Annotated in this window: 13 protein-coding genes; 8 read left to right on the plus strand and 5 right to left on the minus strand. The window is 55.0% G+C overall.

The annotated features are described in order from the left end of the window. Window positions 1-2 precede the first annotated feature (2 nt). From CLR77_RS14305 to CLR77_RS14315, 3 genes are read right to left on the minus strand one after another with little or no spacing between them, the layout of a single operon-like run. Window positions 3-1,127 (minus strand): ABC transporter permease, encoded by a 1,125-nt coding sequence (locus tag CLR77_RS14305; RefSeq protein WP_097461339.1) that lies wholly within the window; start codon window positions 1,125-1,127, stop codon window positions 3-5. Beyond that, window positions 1,124-2,890: an ATP-binding cassette domain-containing protein gene (locus CLR77_RS14310; protein ID WP_097461340.1), complete on the minus strand. Its 1,767-nt coding sequence runs from the start codon at window positions 2,888-2,890 to the stop codon at window positions 1,124-1,126. Before CLR77_RS14310 ends, CLR77_RS14305 begins: the two co-directional genes overlap by 4 nt. Then, window positions 2,871-3,764: an efflux RND transporter periplasmic adaptor subunit gene (locus tag CLR77_RS14315; protein WP_198962771.1), complete on the minus strand. Its 894-nt coding sequence runs from the start codon at window positions 3,762-3,764 to the stop codon at window positions 2,871-2,873. Before CLR77_RS14315 ends, CLR77_RS14310 begins: the two co-directional genes overlap by 20 nt. 308 nt (window positions 3,765-4,072) lie before the next feature. Here CLR77_RS14315 and CLR77_RS14320 point away from each other — a divergent pair, with 308 nt between their 5' ends. Next, entirely contained in the window at window positions 4,073-4,966 is an 894-nt protein-coding gene (locus tag CLR77_RS14320) for an NAD(P)-dependent oxidoreductase (protein WP_097461341.1), read from the plus strand. 55 nt (window positions 4,967-5,021) lie between these two features. Then, window positions 5,022-5,537 (plus strand): GNAT family N-acetyltransferase, encoded by a 516-nt coding sequence (locus tag CLR77_RS14325; protein ID WP_097461342.1) that lies wholly within the window; start codon window positions 5,022-5,024, stop codon window positions 5,535-5,537. Here the strand turns inward: CLR77_RS14325 and CLR77_RS14330 are convergent. Then, a complete protein-coding gene (locus tag CLR77_RS14330) occupies window positions 5,527-6,381 on the minus strand; it encodes an AraC family transcriptional regulator (RefSeq protein WP_097461343.1) in 855 nt (284 codons plus the stop codon). The two genes, CLR77_RS14325 and CLR77_RS14330, sit on opposite strands and share 11 nt — an antisense overlap. 159 nt (window positions 6,382-6,540) lie before the next feature. On the opposite strand from CLR77_RS14330, the gene CLR77_RS14335 reads away from it, so the two are divergent. The 3 genes from CLR77_RS14335 to CLR77_RS14345 all read left to right on the plus strand — a co-directional run bounded on the left by CLR77_RS14335 (window position 6,541) and on the right by CLR77_RS14345 (window position 10,277). Further along, window positions 6,541-7,482, plus strand: a complete 942-nt coding sequence (locus CLR77_RS14335; protein ID WP_227519943.1) for a LysR family transcriptional regulator — start codon at window positions 6,541-6,543, stop codon at window positions 7,480-7,482. Between the two features lie 156 nt (window positions 7,483-7,638). Continuing rightward, on the plus strand, window positions 7,639-7,860 hold the full coding sequence (locus CLR77_RS14340; RefSeq protein WP_097461345.1) for a hypothetical protein: 222 nt from the start codon (window positions 7,639-7,641) through the stop codon (window positions 7,858-7,860). Window positions 7,861-8,534: 674 nt separating this feature from the next. Further along, window positions 8,535-10,277: a methyl-accepting chemotaxis protein gene (locus CLR77_RS14345; protein WP_158227208.1), complete on the plus strand. Its 1,743-nt coding sequence runs from the start codon at window positions 8,535-8,537 to the stop codon at window positions 10,275-10,277. A 210-nt stretch (window positions 10,278-10,487) separates the two neighbouring features. Here CLR77_RS14345 and CLR77_RS14350 read toward each other — a convergent pair whose 3' ends face one another. Beyond that, window positions 10,488-11,927, minus strand: coding sequence for a sigma-54 interaction domain-containing protein (locus tag CLR77_RS14350; RefSeq protein ID WP_198962772.1), 1,440 nt, complete (start codon window positions 11,925-11,927; stop codon window positions 10,488-10,490). A 189-nt stretch (window positions 11,928-12,116) separates the two neighbouring features. Here CLR77_RS14350 and CLR77_RS14355 point away from each other — a divergent pair, with 189 nt between their 5' ends. The 3 genes from CLR77_RS14355 to CLR77_RS14365 all read left to right on the plus strand — a co-directional run bounded on the left by CLR77_RS14355 (window position 12,117) and on the right by CLR77_RS14365 (window position 15,902). After that, window positions 12,117-13,661, plus strand: coding sequence for a class I adenylate-forming enzyme family protein (locus CLR77_RS14355; RefSeq protein ID WP_097461347.1), 1,545 nt, complete (start codon window positions 12,117-12,119; stop codon window positions 13,659-13,661). A 58-nt stretch (window positions 13,662-13,719) separates the two neighbouring features. After that, entirely contained in the window at window positions 13,720-14,499 is a 780-nt protein-coding gene (locus CLR77_RS14360) for a 3-hydroxybutyrate dehydrogenase (RefSeq protein ID WP_097461348.1), read from the plus strand. A gap of 179 nt (window positions 14,500-14,678) precedes the next feature. Further along, window positions 14,679-15,902, plus strand: coding sequence for an ABC transporter substrate-binding protein (locus CLR77_RS14365; protein ID WP_097461349.1), 1,224 nt, complete (start codon window positions 14,679-14,681; stop codon window positions 15,900-15,902). The last annotated feature ends 88 nt before the right edge of the window (window positions 15,903-15,990 follow it).

Genomic DNA, 15,990 nt, shown 5'->3' on the forward strand with positions numbered 1-15,990 from the left:
TTTCAGTCCAATCTCTTGTGGGTAATGGCGCGTGCGGCGGCAAGAAAGATCACCGCCATTATGGCCAGTGCCAGGGCGTTAGGCAGAATCACCGACCAGACATCCCCGGCCAGGAAAAGCGTCTGCAGTATGGCCACGAAATAACGGGCGGCGACGATGTGGGTAATGAACTGAACCACTTGCGGCATGCTGTCGATGTCGAACACAAACCCCGACAGGATAAACGCCGGCAGGAAGGTGGTGATGATGGCAATCTGACCGGCAACAAACTGATTGCGGGCAAAGCTCGAAATCAGTAAACCCATCCCCAGGGCTGCGAGCATGAACAGGGCCGAAGTCCCCGTCAATACGAGCAGCGAACCTCTCATTGGAATGCCGAACAGGAACACCGCAATCGCCACTGAGGCGGCCATGCCGCCCATGCCCAACAGAAAGTAGGGAACCAGTTTGGCGAGGAGTATTTCCCGCATCTTTACGCGGGTTACCATGAGGGCCTCCAGCGTACCGCGTTCCCATTCGCGAGCCATGACCAAGGCTGTCAACAGCGCGCCGGTTAGCGTCATAATCAGCGCAATGAGGCCCGGGACGAGATAATCGCGGCTGCTGACGCCCGGATTGAAGCGAACCCTGGCGGCCACATCTAGCGGTAGCGGAGAGCGCTTGCCCTGGAGGCGGGCCTGAGCGGCAAGCCAGGTGCTCCAAACCTGTTGAACATAGCCTTCGATCAATCGTGCATCGTTGGCATCGACCCCATTGACGATCACACCGATCGGTGAATTACCGTTTGCTCTGGCTCTGCGACTGAAGTCGCTGGGTAACCAGACGATTGCTTGCACTTTGCCTGCTGCCATCGCGGCCTCTGCCGACTGGATATCCCGATAACGCAAAGGGCGGAAGTAGGGCGATTGCTCGAAATGTCCGGTAAAGCTGGCCGTCAATGCATCCGGATGCTGCACGACCAGCGCAACCGGTACTCCGCGGGCGTCCAGGGAAACCCCTTGCCCGATGATCAGCAACAGGACCGCCGGTAATACAAAGGCGATGGCGAGCGCTGAGGGGTCCCGCAGGATTTGCAGGAATTCCTTGCGTAATAGGCCGGTGAAACGACGAAGAGCGGCGCCTTTCATGTGACGTCGGCCTCTGCAGGGGTTTCGATGACCGCAATGAAGGCATCCTCCATCGTAGGATCCGGCGTTTCCGGCGTACGGGCGATACGCTTGATGTTCTCCGGGGCTCCGGTGGCAAGGATGCGGCCCTGCGCCATGATCACCAACTGATCGCAGTACTCGGCCTCTTCCATGAAGTGCGTCGTGACGAGAACGGTTACGCCAGACTCGGCTAACCCGTTGATTCGGCGCCAGAACTCCCTCCTTGCAAGGGGGTCGACACCCGAGGTGGGTTCGTCGAGGAAAAGAATGTCCGGCTCATGCATCAAGGCGCAGGCAAGGGCGAGCCGTTGTTTGAATCCCAACGGCAGGTCCTTCGAGGTGTCGTTAAGGATGGGCTTTAGGTCGAATTCCTGAATGGCCCAGTCGATACGATCCTGCTGCCGGGCGCCCTTGAGCCGGTAGGCACTGCTGAAAAAGCGCAGGTTTCGGTGTACTGAGAGATCGCCGTACAGTGAAAATTTTTGCGCCATATAGCCAATTCTTCCCCGCGCCGCTGCGGCGGCTTTTCGTAGGTCGTAACCAGCCACCTGCAGTGAGCCGGATGAGGGCGGCAGCAATCCGCACAGCATTCGGAACGTGGTGGATTTCCCGGCGCCATTGGCGCCCAGGAGCCCGAATATCTGGCCTCGGTTTACTGAAAAGCTGATGTCGTTTACCGCTACAAAATCACCGAACCGGCGACTAAGGCGACTGACGGATATGACATTATCATCTCCGTCATTTGCTGATTTTAACGGGGGTGGCATGGCCGTGACGGAACTGCCGGTTTCCTGCGCCTGTTCGTGCAAACGCGCAACAAAGCTATCCTCGAAGCGAGGGGGTGTCGGCGTCAGACGAAGGTCCGGCGCTTCCTCTATCCAGCCTGCCGGGTCGGATGTTGTGGTCGATGCCGTGATAACCCGCACATGGCTGCCCTGAATGATGGCATCTATAACGCCAGGGGTACTGCTCAACCGCGCCTGCAGGCGGCGACGGCTTAGTTGACTGGAGGCAAGATAACTGCGGCCTTCGATCTCTTTCGTGAACTCGCCGGGCTTTCCGCTGCCCAATAAACGACCTTCATGCAGAAGAAGCACCGCGTCGCAACGCTCTGCCTCATCCAAGTAGGCCGTGCTGAACAGGACGGTGAGCGACGTCGTCTGCATCAGGTGTTCGATGATCTGCCAGAGTTCTCGCCGGGATACGGGGTCGACGCCGACGGTCGGTTCATCGAGCAAAAGGAGTTCAGGCGGATGAAGCAGGGTACAGGCCAGTCCAAGCTTCTGTTTCATGCCTCCGGAAAGGCGGCCGGCCATGCGCTGGGTAAAGGGACCCAGTCCGGTCATGTGCAGTAGCTCGGCATAACGCGCCGGTCTTATGGCTGGTGCAACGCCCTGCAGGTCGGCATAAAGGTCGAGATTCTCCCGCACGCTCAGGTCTTCATAGAGACCAAAGCGCTGCGGCATGTAACCGAGCTTGCCTTGCACGCCAAGAGGGTCGGCAGAGACATCGAGACCCAATGCCTGGATGCTGCCGCCATCGAGCCGCAAAAGCCCCGCAATGAGCCGCATCAACGTGGTTTTGCCTGCGCCATCAGGACCGATCAAACCGGTAACGGTCCCTTCTTCGACCTCTGCGGAAATGCCGTCAAGTGCCGTTACCAGGCGTTTGTTGGTGCGGAAATGACGTTGAACCGCCTCCAGTTTTAGCGCGGGTGGTTTTTCAGGGCGCTCGTTTGGCATCGACGGGCCCGCATTTCGGAGGTTGTGCCGGTGTCGAAGGCTGCGTATCGATATGAACTGTGGCTGGCATCCCCAGACGCAATTCATCACGGGTATCACAGACATACACGCGAACTTCGAAGACCAGGGCCGTCCGCAATGCGGGTGTCTGAACCGTTTTGGGCGTGAATTCCGCTGTCGGCGAAATGTAGCCGATCCAGCCTTCATAGCGATGGTTGGGAAAACTGTCCGTGCTTACCGCGGCACGCATGCCGGTTCTGATTCGACCCATTGCGGTTTCGGGAACATAGGCCCGAACCCAGGTCGGCGAAAGCAGGGCGATGGTGTAAACCGGGGTTGAGGGCGACGCCATGTCCCCAGGCTCGAGTATGCGGTTCTCAACGATCCCGTCGGCAGGTGCATAGAGGCGGGTATCGTCCAGTTGTCGCTGCGCCAGAGCAACAGCGGCTTGCTGCGCCTGGTAGGTTGCATACGCCGCCTGATAGGCCGCCCTTGCATCGTCCCGTTGCTGAATCGCGGTTGCGTTGGTGGTCGCCAGCTGCGTATAGCGCCGGTAGATCACAGCGTTGTTCTGATAGGTCACTTTCGCTGCCGCCAGGGCAGCGGTGGCCTGATTCAACGCTGCGGTGTATCGACTGCTATCCAGTGTCGCCAGCAGCTCGCCCTGTTTTACCCGAGCACCTTCCTGAACCGCCAGGGAGGTAATGCGGCCGCTGGCGTTGAATGCGGGTTGGACTTCCCGTATATCGACGTTGCCGTATAGCGTCAATTGTGTCGGGTCCGACGGGGATTCGCGGTGCTTATAAAACCAGATACCCCCGCCAATACCGCCAACCAGCAGGAGAAGAATCAGGAAGCGCGCCATTTTGGGCATGTCGAGTCAGTCCAACCAAAAGATCTGCCCATTGTTTCATAGGCGAAGGCAATAACCCTTGATATGTGTCAACGTTGTATGGTTCCAGAACATCCCTAAAATCAGCGAGTTCCGGAACTCCTAGTGAGTATTTTTTATTCAGCGTCCCTGCATCGCATTGCCCGGACCCGCTTACTCCAGAACACATCACAATCCTTCAAGACGCTTTGCCATTCCCTCAATAAATTAGACAGTGAATCTACCTCGGCGCCCGCATCAGATGCGCGACAGGCGGGGCGAGCCCTGGACAAAGGTTTGTGGAGGCGACTATGACGATTGGTTTTATTGGTCTGGGGGTCATGGGAAAACCCATGGCAACAAACCTGGCGAAGGCCGGCACGCCTATTGTGGTCTGGAACCGTAGCCCTGGAGCCGGAGACGAGCTTCGAACACTGGGCGCTTCCGTGGTGGAGAGTCCGGCAGAGGTTTTTGCCTGTGCCAGGATCGTCATACTGATGTTGGCTACCGAGTCTGCTATCGATGACGTCCTTGCCCGGCAAACACCGGTTTTCAGCGACTATGTGGCGAACCACATCGTCGTACATATGGGTACCACTTCGCCCGAGTACTCCAAAGCATTGGGTAAAGCCATAACGTCGGCCGGTGGACACTATGTGGAAGCGCCCGTATCAGGCTCTCGAAAACCCGCCGAAGCCGGCCAGTTGGTGGCAATGCTCGCCGGTGAGCCGGATGTCCTCTGCGAAATCAAGCCGCTACTCGCGCCGATGTGCCATGAAACCGTGCTTTGCGGGCCGGTGCCGTCAGCACTGTTGATGAAGCTTTCCGTGAATCTCTTTCTCATCACGATGGTGACAGGGCTTGTCGAGTCGCTGCATTTTGCCAACCATCACGCACTGGATATCGATAAGTTACTGGCGGTGCTGGACGCCGGACCGATGGCTAGCGATGTCTCCCGGATGAAATCCCACAAGTTGGCTGCGCGTGATTTCGATGTCCAGGCCTCCATTCTTGATGTGTTGAAGAACAATCGCCTGATTTCGGAAGCCGCAAGGTCGGCCAAGGTTGCATCCCCCCTTCTGGATGTCTGTTACGCGCTCTTCGGTGAAAGTGCTGCGCAAGGGCATGGCGATCTCGATATGGTCGCGGTATCGCTGGCGATCGAAGCGAGAACCCGTTCGCTCGAACAGGATCAGGCGCCGTAAGGCTGATCGGCGAGAGTGGCAAGGCTGACTGTCAGATCAGGCGGAGAGGGCGCTCATGGCATTCGATCGGGATTTGACGGCTGAACTTATCGACTACATTGACTCCCGGCGAGTAAGTTCGTTACGGGGTTTTGCCGCGTTGCTGGGCCGGGAGGATATCCGCCTGCGATTCGGCACCCCTCGCAGATTAGGGGCCGAGGAAGCGATATTGGCGGCATTCCAGTGCCACCCGCCGGAACAGGAAATGATCTGGGGCATGTCCCAGGACGGTTCCCTGGCCGGGGTCGTGAATTGCGCCTTGGTCAGTCCTACGGAAATGGAGATTGGCCTTATCGTTCGGTCTGACCTAAAGCGAAACGGGATTGGCTCCTGGCTGCTTGAGGTTGCCAAGCGCAGGGCCCTTCACCGGAAGATGGATAAGGTACTGGGAACGATCCTTTGGGAGAACTCAGCGATGAGATCGCTCGCCAGGAAGGCGGGTTTCGTCGCGATCGGAACCTACGGTATCTTGATTGATATGGAGATCGTGCTGCGGCCAGATACGCAAAACCCGGAAACCGCTATCCGTTAAGGGCGGTAAGCCACTTCTTGGGCGTCAGTCCGTAAGCAAGTTTGAATTGTCGCGTCATGTGGCTCTGATCGGAAAAACCGGCATCCATGGCAGCATCGGCCAGGGTTAGGCCCTGCTTCAGCAAAAGGCGGACCCTGTCCAGCTGCCGTAGCGTCCTATAGCGACGCGGACTGGTGCCGAATGCCGCCCGAAACTGTCGTGCCAGCGTCCAACGGTCGATACCGGCAATCACCTCAAGTTCATCCATGGAGTGCTGTTCTGCACAATTTGCCGATATTAATGCCTTTACGCGCAGCAGTGCGGGAAGATTCAAGGAGCCAATGCGCTCTGGTCTTTGCTCTGCCGCATGCAGGAGGAGGTTTGAAGCGGCGACGATGAGGTCCGTACTCACAACATCGTCGAGATCAGTATCCAGGTCCCATAAGTCGGGAGAGGTATTCGCTCTCAGAAGATCCGCGTCAACGATAGCCTGTTTGACGAACGGCAGGGGTCTGCCTTGCAGCGCTTCCTGAATAAGGGCTGGATCGATGTAAAGCATTCGATAGCAGAAGCCCTCTTCTGTCCCTGCGCCGCCGTCATGCAGTTCATCAGGGTGCAGGATGTGGCACTGGCCGGGCAGGCATTGCCATCGCTCGCCTCGATAGCGGAATGTCTGGACACCCGAGACGGTAATACCAATGGCATAGGTATCATGGCGATGGGGGGAAAAGGGCTGTCCGTGCAGAGATGCCTCCAGTCGTTCAATACCTTTCGTCCCGCTAGCCACGCGAAAGCAGTCGTTTCCGGGGGCGGCCTGGTGCTGTGCTTGGGCGTGGATTTCCGTGACTGGCCGGCACTCAGCCATGGCAGTTTCTCCCGATCATGCGCGATAAAAGGACGTGTCGATGCACCCTGGCTTTTTCAGGGAATTCCTTAAAGGCGTTCTGGGAATCACTCTATCGGTGTAGAATTGATAATAATAATGGATTTTTTGAATATTCTTGCATAGGCAATGCTTATGAATATGAGACCATTGAGGTTCTTTGCGGCCATCGTCGATTACGGTGGCGTCAGTAAGGCTGCGGAACGCCTGAACATATCGCAGCCTGCCATGTCGGCGGCGCTGAAGGTCCTTGAGCAAGAGCTCGGCGTAGAGTTGTTTGATCGCCGAAGCGGTAGGGGAGGCTTGCGTTTAACCGACGAAGGTCAGCGCTTTTACCAGCATGTCGTCAAAATCCTGCGTGATTATGATCAGGCGAAATCGGAATTACGGGATATGCCAACGCCACGGCGTCGATTACGCGTCGGGGTGCTTGAGACGATGTCATCGGAGGTGGTTCAGGCGTCGTTATTTGCTCTCATCGAAAATAATCCGGATTGCCGTGTGGAACTGTGGGAAGGCCCTCCGTCCCGCCTGTCTGACTGGCTATCCCAGGGGCGGCTCGATATCGCCTGGACGCTCGTTGAGGAAGGGGAGCAGCAGGTACGCGTGTTGTGGCAGGAACCATTTGTGCTCGCGTTGGCTCCGGAGCATATTTTGGCATCGTCTCCAGGTAACTCCGTCGGACTGGATAGCATCGGAAAATATCCCTTTGTTTTTCGTGCCCGCTGTGAAATGACTGGGGCCATCAGGGTCCATTTGCGCAGCGCCGGCGTATCTCCTCAGATCATGATGCGGATTGAGCGGGAGGATGTCGCCTTTTCCTTTGTAGCGAAGGGCGTCGGCATTACCCTAAGTCCTTTTAGCCTGGTGCCGGACGGGCTTTTGCCGGTGAAAGTGGACGGGTTCTCCCTGCAGCGGACGATCGGGCTGCGTTGGCGTGAAGATGCCTTTTTGGCCAGCGTGGATGCCACGGAGAAGGCTATTGAACTGGGAGCTGCCGATATGCTGAAGGGGCTGCGCGAGTTTGCCTCAAAGAACGGGAGTGCATCCGCCGTCATTGCTGCAAGCGCGACGCCATCGTGAAGGAAGAGTTGGCAAATGGGTTGGGCGAACGTATAAGTGCACATCGTATTCGCCTTGCCTGCGCCTGTAACAGCCCCGTGTTGTCTTGCGTGGATTTGCAGGCAGCCATGTTAATCTATCCCCTAAAGTTTCTTACCTCACTTTTCAGGAATCATAGTGCCAAAAGAAAAATATACGCCGAAGGTGTCGACCCATGTCGACAAGAAGCGCCTTCTGGATCAACTGGCTAGCGAGCTACAAGCGTTAGATGAGAATGTTACGGTAAAGCGGGAAACGCAATTTCGGGATGCGATTCTCGGTCTTATGGAACAGCATGATTTTTCGTTGGCTGAAACCGCTCAAATCCTGAAATTGCTCGATGGCAAAAGCCAGGACTGACGTAGCGCCGGAGCCCTACCTTGCGACACAAAACGTCAATGACGAGCGATAAGGCCCCGAAGACTGATAGCCATTGGGTAAATCATAGCAACCAGGGAAGGGCGGACACCCGTCTCCGACGTCCGTATATCTCATTCTCGCCGGCTTCCGGCATCAGGCTAATCCCAATCCATCCAACTCATCCGAGATAACGTTGTCGTACGACTCGCCCTCGATGTGTGCGCTCAATTTCTTCCTGTGCCAAAAGCTCCCAGATTCAAGAGTCGCCCCGCCTGATTCTGTGCAGATGCTTTGCCATTAGTCATCTTGCAAACAGAAAAATCATCCAATAAAGACACAATAATTAATGCTTTCACATACTTTGTGTGTCAAATAGTAAAACGAAAAACATTGTTATCATATTGTTTATAAACATCTTATTTAATTTTTAACGCTAAATAACGATATTAGAGAAACATCACAATTGACACAAATTGAATTTTAAGTATCCAATAAGGGCGTTCTCGCCTTGACCCGGTATCGCGGATCATGGGCTGAAAAAGGTGCAGTGACTTACCTTAAAACGAGGCGGGTTATGAGAAGTTGCGCTCGATCTTTGCCATCTCCGGATGATGGCGCATTCATTCCAGCGTCGTCTCCCCGTAAAACCTTCACTGAAGAATATGGTTGTTTCGATGTCGGCAAACGATGAGCGTGCGCGCTCCGGCGGTACTACAGCTGCAGCCAGGGTCTGGCTAGCCATCCTGCTACCCACGATTCCGGCGCTGATACTGGAAATCGTTTTAGTTTCATCAGATCTGGGGTCTAGCTCGAGCCTTCACTTTTGGAGTTTTGTCTCTGCGATAGCGATCCCTGTATCCCTCTTCTTTAGTTATCGTCTGCTGGCTGCCGGCCTCCTGAAACCCATCCTCAGGATCAAGGAGACATTCGAAGATATCAAGAATCGGCACGGCGATATCTCCGTAAGCCTACCGGCGGGAGACGGTGACGAAATTGGCCGACTCGGCGCTGCCTATAATGATTTTTCCCACGCCCTGAAACAGATGATCGCCCAATCGCGGCAACGCAGTGTCAATGTTTCACTGGGAGCCGCACAGCTGCAGAGCATCATCAATCGAGTTCGCCAGGCCACCGATAGCCAATCGAAGGAGGCCAGCCAAGTATTCCAGGCCAGCCAGGAAGCCACCCAAGCCATCAATGAAATTGCCGGTCACACACAGCACATTGCCCAACGGAACGAGCACAACCTGCAGGAAATCAATACCTCGAGCGAGGAATTGTCTCGTATCCAGGAGCAGGTGAAGGCGATAGGAGAGGAGGTATCCCGGTTTCAGGAGGTGGTGGATCGACTGTCGACGAATTCGGAAAACGTCGTCTCGGTGCTGGCCATGGTCAGGGGATTCTCCGAACAGACGAATCTATTGGCACTCAATGCCAGCATAGAAGCCGCTCGTGCCGGTGAGGCCGGCCGAGGGTTCGCGGTTGTCGCAGATGAGGTTCGCAACCTGTCTCTCAAAGTGAGTAACGCAACGCAGCAAATCGACAGCAGTGTCGCTGAGATGACGACGCTGGTGGAAAGCACCCGCGAAGGCTCGCAACACATTATGAATCACGTACGCGATACGGATTCTTTCATCAGTATCACTCACGGCAAGTTTTCCGAGCTGCTGAAAGACTTTACGGCACTCAATGGCCAGCTCAGCGAAATCAGCGCGGCCGTCGAGGAGCTGTCCTACACCAACGGTGCCACTCACGAGAATATTTCATCGATCAACCGTCTTTCCGACAACATTCGGAATGAGATCGAGGTATCTGTACGCCATTCCCAGTCGTTGGAGGGCGCAAGCGAGGAGCTACAAGTTCTCCTTTCCAACTTCCGCATCGGGTATGGCGGTTTCGAAAACATCATTGGCACGGCGCGGAGTTGGGCGACTGAGGTCCAACAGCAACTGCAGATGCTGGCTGATTCCGGTCACGACCTCTTCGACCACAATTATCGACGCACCAACCCGAACCAGTTGCCTGAAAAGTACGACACCCGCTATGTGGATGCATACGAACGAGCACTGCAGCCATTGTTTGACCGTTTTATCCAGGATCGACCTGAGTTTATGATTGCTTCGGCATTCGATATCAACGGCTATCTGCCTGCACACAACAGCAAGATCTCACGACCGCTGACCGGCGATTTCGAAACCGACAACCAACTCAGCCGACACCGGCGCATCTACGATGCCAATCGCGCAGAAAAGCGACGCGCGTCAAACACCGCTCCATTCCTGTTGCAAACCTTCATCCGCGACACGGGCGAGATTCTCAACTCGGTTTCAGTTCCCCTCTATGTGTCCGATCGACACTGGGGTAACTTCTGCACAGCCTTTTTACCGGATCAGTTGCTGGACGTTGAGCAGGAGTAGGGACTATGCGACTCATTATGGTTCTTTGATCGATTCCGGATCGTTGCGCCGGGGACGGGATTTACTGGTTGGATTGATCGGCCGATATTTGCAGAGAAGCTCACAGTTATTGGGCTAGAGCGGTACTGAGTAAAATCTCATGAACCTTTTGGTACACTGCATGTTCCTTAACATAATATACATTATGCGTAATTCCAGATGTGTCATACCTCATAACTTAAGACGCCCCATCTTCTCGTAAAGCGATGCACGGGAGATCCCCAATAACTCGGCGGCCTTTTTTCTGTTTCCGTTTGTTTTGCCTAATGCCTGTTTGAGTGCGGCCCTTTCCGCCGACGCCATCTGTTCCTGGAGGGGCGTTATGGTGAGTGACTCCGACGCATATTTGGCGTCAGGCTGCGTGCGCTCGTCATCGTTGCCGGGAATGACGCCATGCTCCTGAGCCAGAAGCTCGCTGATCAGTTCGGAACCGATTTCAGGATTATTTTGAGAAAGAATGACCGCTCTCTCCAGGACGTTACGCAGCTCGCGGATATTGCCGGGCCAATTGTGTTTTCGCAGTACATCAAGGGCGTCTGGCGTCAGGAAGTACAACTGGAGATGCAGAGCGCTCGTAATGTCATCCAGAATCCTTTCTGCAATCAGATCAATATCCTCAAGTCTTTCTCGTAACGGTGGCAAATGCAGCGGCATGCCATTGAGCCGGTAAAAAAGGTCGGATCGGAATTCGCCTTCACGTATCATTTTCTGGAGATCCCGACTCGTAGCCGCAACGATCCTGACGTTTGCTTTTTGGACTTTGTCCGACCCAACGGCTTCAAACTCCTGATCCTGTAATACACGCAATAGTTTACTTTGGACTTCAGCCGGCATATCCCCGATTTCGTCCAAAAATAACGTGCCTCCCCGTGCCAAAGCCAATTTGCCTTCTCTCCCTTCCTTTTTGGCGCCTGTAAATGCCCCAGGAGCAACGCCAAAAAACTCCGCTTCAACGAGGTTGTCCGGAATGGCTGAGACGTTCAGTGAAACAAATGGCTTGTGGGAACGGTTCGAAAGCTGATGGATGGCGTGGGCAAAGAGTTCTTTGCCTGTCCCTGTCTCCCCCGTGAGAAGGACTGAAATATCGAAGCGGGCGACTTGTCTGAGGCGCTGCTTGATCGCCTGCAGTTCCCTGCTCCGGCCGACGATATGCGACAACCGGTATTTACTCCGACGCTCCTGGTCAAGCTGGCTACTTACGCTTTTAAGTTCCTGCTGCAGCTTGTTGTATTTATTGGCAAGTTTACCAAGACCGCTATTGTCAGCCATCGCCACAAAGCCAAAGGCGCCGACAATAGAACCTGTCTCATTCTGTAAGGGTAAAGCGCTGACAATGACCCATTGTTCCTGGACGTAAAGAAGGTCGAGGAAAACGGGTTTCCCCGTATCCACGACTCTGGGCATATAGCTGTTTGGGATGTGGCGGGTAATGGGGTCGCCTATGGGTGAACGATCCAGGCCGAGAAAACGTTGGTATCCATCGCTAATCCAGGTGACTTTATGCGCGGTATCGATAGCAATGGCATATTCGTAGAATGTGCCAAATGATTCCGCAAGCATCTTAACCGCACTCTCGCGGACACCCTTTGGTGGAGAATTCAAATCGGTCACGCCTGCTCCGGCTTTTGTCTAAAATATTCGACACTCATTGTCTATAAATCTGGACATTAGTGTCCATGTATTTAGACGCATTATTTGAATTATTCAAAATAATACCTATAAAACCGCCAGTTATCATTTTGGCACGTTTGTTGATCGTCAGGACTTACAACAATAATTATCAGACCGGTCGACATCGCTATGAATATAGCCACCCTCCTCCCTCAGGCCGCCCTTCGCTGGACGAACCTGACAGCCCTGCAGTCATCATCGGGGCAACGCCTTACCTTCGGCCAGTTTCATGACCGGGTACGCCGCCTCGCCTACTGGTTCGAGAAAGGGATCCAGCTGCGTCCCGGAGATCGTGTGGTGCTCTTCATGGAAAACCGGATGGAATACCCGGAAATCATGTTCGCCACCTGGTATGCCGGTCTGGTCGTCGTGCCCGTCAACGCCAAGCTCCATGCCAGAGAATTCAGCCATATCCTGAGGAGCAGCGAAGCCAGCATTGCGTTCATCAGTAACAAGAATGCAGATGCGATTGTGACGGCCGGGTCAGACACTCCGTGCACTTTTATCAATGTGGATGAAGGCGCTTACCAGGCATGTTTTGGCGATGGTAAGGCCAGTCTTGTCGAACGTGATCCCAATGACCTCGCCTGGCTGTTCTACACCAGCGGCACAACCGGTAAACCCAAAGGCGCGATGCAGTCCCACCGTAACCTTTATGCCATGCTCAATGGCTTCCTGGACAAGGTTAAGAAGGTTGAGCCGGGGCAGGCGCTTTATCACGGCGCCCCCATGTCTCACGGCAGTGGATACTACACCCTCCCCTTTATGGCCAACGGGGGCTGCCAGATTATTCCGGCCTCAGGCGGTTTTGATGTTGAAGAGCTTTGCCAGATTCTGAGTGAGCACCCGTCGGTTTCATTCTTTGCCGCACCCACCATGGTCAAGCGTATTCTCGACCGGCCGGACCTGCTCACAAAATCAGTGCTCTCCGGGCTGGACAGAATTATCTACGGAGGTGGTCCCATGTACCTCCGTGATCTCGAGCGTGCGCACGACGTTTTTGGCCACAAGCTGGTTCAGATCTACGGCCAGGGTGAATGCCCGATGACCATCACCGTGCTTGACGAGGCTCAGCACAAAGATACGGGACATCCTCGGTACCGTACCCGCCTTTCTTCGGTTGGCCAGGCCCAATCGGGCATAGAAATCAAGATTGTCGATCCGGTAGGGAATGTCCTGCCGGCAGGCGAAACCGGTGAAATCCTCGTTCGCGGTGACGCCGTTATGCTGGGTTATTGGAACAACGCTGAGGCTTCCGCCGCAACAATAAAGGAGGGTTGGCTCCACACAGGGGATGTCGGTCACCTGGATGAGGACAATTTTCTTTACCTTACCGACCGTTCGAAGGACGTCATTATCAGCGGCGGCACCAACGTGTATCCACGCGAAGTTGAGGAAGTTCTACTCCAACATCCCGATGTTAAAGAAGTTTCTGTTATTGGTGCAGCGGATGCAGACTGGGGGGAACGCGTCGTGGCCTGTATCGCAACCCAAGAGGGCAAACATTGCAGCCCGGAAGAACTGGGCCGGTTTTGCGCCACGCAACTCGCTCGCTTCAAGCTTCCGAAGGAGTACCGGTTCTACAGTGAACTCCCGAAAAACGCGACGGGGAAAATCCTGAAGACGACACTTCGGGATCAGGTTGGGGAAATCGGCACCGGTAGCCATCATTGATGCCGCCGTTTCCGGGGTTAGTCACACGGCGTTCCTGAGTCGGTAAGGAGCAATAATAATGAACAGCGACAATGTATTAATTACCGGATCTACGAGTGGTATCGGCTTGGCAACAGCACGAGTACTGGCTGGCCGGGGTTTCAATTTGATGTTAAACGGCCTGGAATCCGGTTCAGAGGGAGATTCGCTGGCCCAGGGGCTGCAGCGGGAATTCGGCGTCAAAGCCGCCTATTGTCAGGCGGATCTTTCCAACGTCGATCAACTCAACAAGCTGATTGATGCAGCCGAAACGTCGCTCGGGCCCATTGGCATCCTGGTTAACAACGCCGGTATTCAGTTCACATCGTCGCTGGCTGAATTTCCCGTGGAAAAGTGGAATGCCATTATTGCCATCAATTTATCGGCAGCCTTTCACACCATGAAGCGCCTGATGCCCGCGATGAAGGACGCCGGTTGGGGGCGTGTCATCAACATTGCCTCAGTGCATGGTTTGGTGGCGTCGCCACAAAAAGCCGCCTACTGTGCGGCAAAGCATGGTCTCGTGGGACTTTCCAAAGTCGCGGCGCTCGAGTACGCAGAGTATGGCGTGACGGTTAATTGTATCTGTCCTGGATGGACAGAAACCCCTATCCTAAATCATCAGTTCAACGAATTCGCCAAAGCCAATGGCGTCAGTTTTGAAGAGGCGAAAAGAGGTCTCATCAAAACCAAGACCCCCTACCCTGAGCTTATCAAGCCTGAAGCCATCGGTAGGATGATTCAGTTTCTGATTTCCGACAGTGCCGATGCCATCACCGGCGCTTCGCTACCCATCGATGGCGGCTGGACAGCTCTTTAGAGCAGCCATTAAGGACATAAACTTAGGCCTACCAGCACGGCCAGGATGATCGGTGCGGCAAATCTGAAGACGAACATGGACGGAATCAACAGCTATCTCAGTGTGTGAAAGGGGCCGGCGAGTATCGCGGTCTGGCAACAACAACAATAACCAAAACCAGAAACCTGAGGAGATCCACTATGAAGAAACTTACCTGTGCACTCGCCTGTGCGGCCGCCCTGGGGCTGTCCACTGCGGGCCCCGTCAACGCTGCTGGCATATCCAACGGATCGGTTAAGATCGGTGTCCTGTCCGATATGTCCGGTGTCTACTCCGCCATCGGTGGCAAAGGTTCTGTGGTAGCCGCCGAGATGGCTGTCCATGACTTTGGGGGTAGCGTTCTGGGCAAACCGATCGAGATCGTTTCTGCCGACCACCAGAACAAGGCGGATGTCGGTTCAGCCGTCGCCCGTGAGTGGATCGATAAGGATCATGTGGACATGATCACCGACATCCTCAATTCCGGTGTCGGTATTGCCGTGCAGAAGCTGGCGTCAGAAAAGCACACCATCACCATGAACACCGGTGCCGGCTCCACCGCGCTGACCAACAAAGATTGCACCAAGTACGGCATCCACTACCTGTATGACACCTATGCGCTGCCAGTCGGTACCGCCACTGCAATGGTCAAGGGGGGTGGCAAAAGCTGGTTTTTCATCACAGCTGACTATGCCTTCGGTCATTCGTTGCAGGGCAACACAGAAAAAGTCGTGAAATCGCTGGGCGGCACCATAAAAGGGGCGGTGCTGGCGCCGCTGGCCACCTCTGACTTTTCCTCGTACCTGCTTCAGGCACAATCTTCCGGTGCACAGGTTATCGCCCTGGCTAATGCCGGCGCGGACACCATCAATGCGATCAAGCAGGCCAACGAGTTCGGTATCGTGGCGCAGGGCCAGAAAATGGCCGGCATGCTGGTTTTCCTGACGGACGTTAAGAGCCTGGGTCTGAACATCGCCAAGGGTCTGCAGTTCACCACCAGTTACTACTGGGATCGCAATGATGCCTCGCGTAAGTTCGGCGATGCCTTCTATGCCAAGTTCGGCAAGATGCCGACCATGGACCAGGCGGGCGTTTACTCAGCGGTTATGAACTACCTGCAGGCCGTCAAGACGGCAGGTACCGACAATGCGGATGCGGTCCGTGCAGAGCTGGGCAAGATGAAGATCAACTTCTTCGGTACCGAGGGCCATATCCGTGCTGACGGTCTGAACGTCCACGACATGTACCTGGTCAAGGTGAAAACCCCGAAGGAATCCAATCCGAAGCATGGCCACGGCTGGGACCTGCTGAAGGTTGAGCAGACCATTCCCGGGGACAAGGCCTTCATGACCCTGGCCCAAGGCTCCTGCCCGCTGGTTAAATAATCATCGTAACAGGCGGCGGAGGCAGTTTAGATTCTGGCTCCGCCCGCCCCCCCCCTAATCTGCCGCGCGACGCTGTAAATCCGAAAGA

This window comes from Mangrovitalea sediminis, assembly GCF_002514725.1.
Taxonomy (GTDB): domain Bacteria; phylum Pseudomonadota; class Gammaproteobacteria; order Pseudomonadales; family Oleiphilaceae; genus Mangrovitalea; species Mangrovitalea sediminis.

What these genes read in the sequence shown, in the direction of transcription:
- CLR77_RS14305 (WP_097461339.1), bottom strand. Translation starts at nt 1,127, where the DNA reads ATGAAAGGCGCCGCTCTTCGTCGTTTCACCGGCCTATTACGCAAGGAA.
- CLR77_RS14310 (WP_097461340.1), bottom strand. Translation starts at nt 2,890, where the DNA reads ATGCCAAACGAGCGCCCTGAAAAACCACCCGCGCTAAAACTGGAGGCG.
- CLR77_RS14315 (WP_198962771.1), bottom strand. Translation starts at nt 3,764, where the DNA reads ATGCCCAAAATGGCGCGCTTCCTGATTCTTCTCCTGCTGGTTGGCGGT.
- CLR77_RS14320 (WP_097461341.1), top strand. Translation starts at nt 4,073, where the DNA reads ATGACGATTGGTTTTATTGGTCTGGGGGTCATGGGAAAACCCATGGCA.
- CLR77_RS14325 (WP_097461342.1), top strand. Translation starts at nt 5,022, where the DNA reads ATGGCATTCGATCGGGATTTGACGGCTGAACTTATCGACTACATTGAC.
- CLR77_RS14330 (WP_097461343.1), bottom strand. Translation starts at nt 6,381, where the DNA reads ATGGCTGAGTGCCGGCCAGTCACGGAAATCCACGCCCAAGCACAGCAC.
- CLR77_RS14335 (WP_227519943.1), top strand. Translation starts at nt 6,541, where the DNA reads ATGAGACCATTGAGGTTCTTTGCGGCCATCGTCGATTACGGTGGCGTC.
- CLR77_RS14345 (WP_158227208.1), top strand. Translation starts at nt 8,535, where the DNA reads ATGTCGGCAAACGATGAGCGTGCGCGCTCCGGCGGTACTACAGCTGCA.
- CLR77_RS14355 (WP_097461347.1), top strand. Translation starts at nt 12,117, where the DNA reads ATGAATATAGCCACCCTCCTCCCTCAGGCCGCCCTTCGCTGGACGAAC.
- CLR77_RS14360 (WP_097461348.1), top strand. Translation starts at nt 13,720, where the DNA reads ATGAACAGCGACAATGTATTAATTACCGGATCTACGAGTGGTATCGGC.
- CLR77_RS14365 (WP_097461349.1), top strand. Translation starts at nt 14,679, where the DNA reads ATGAAGAAACTTACCTGTGCACTCGCCTGTGCGGCCGCCCTGGGGCTG.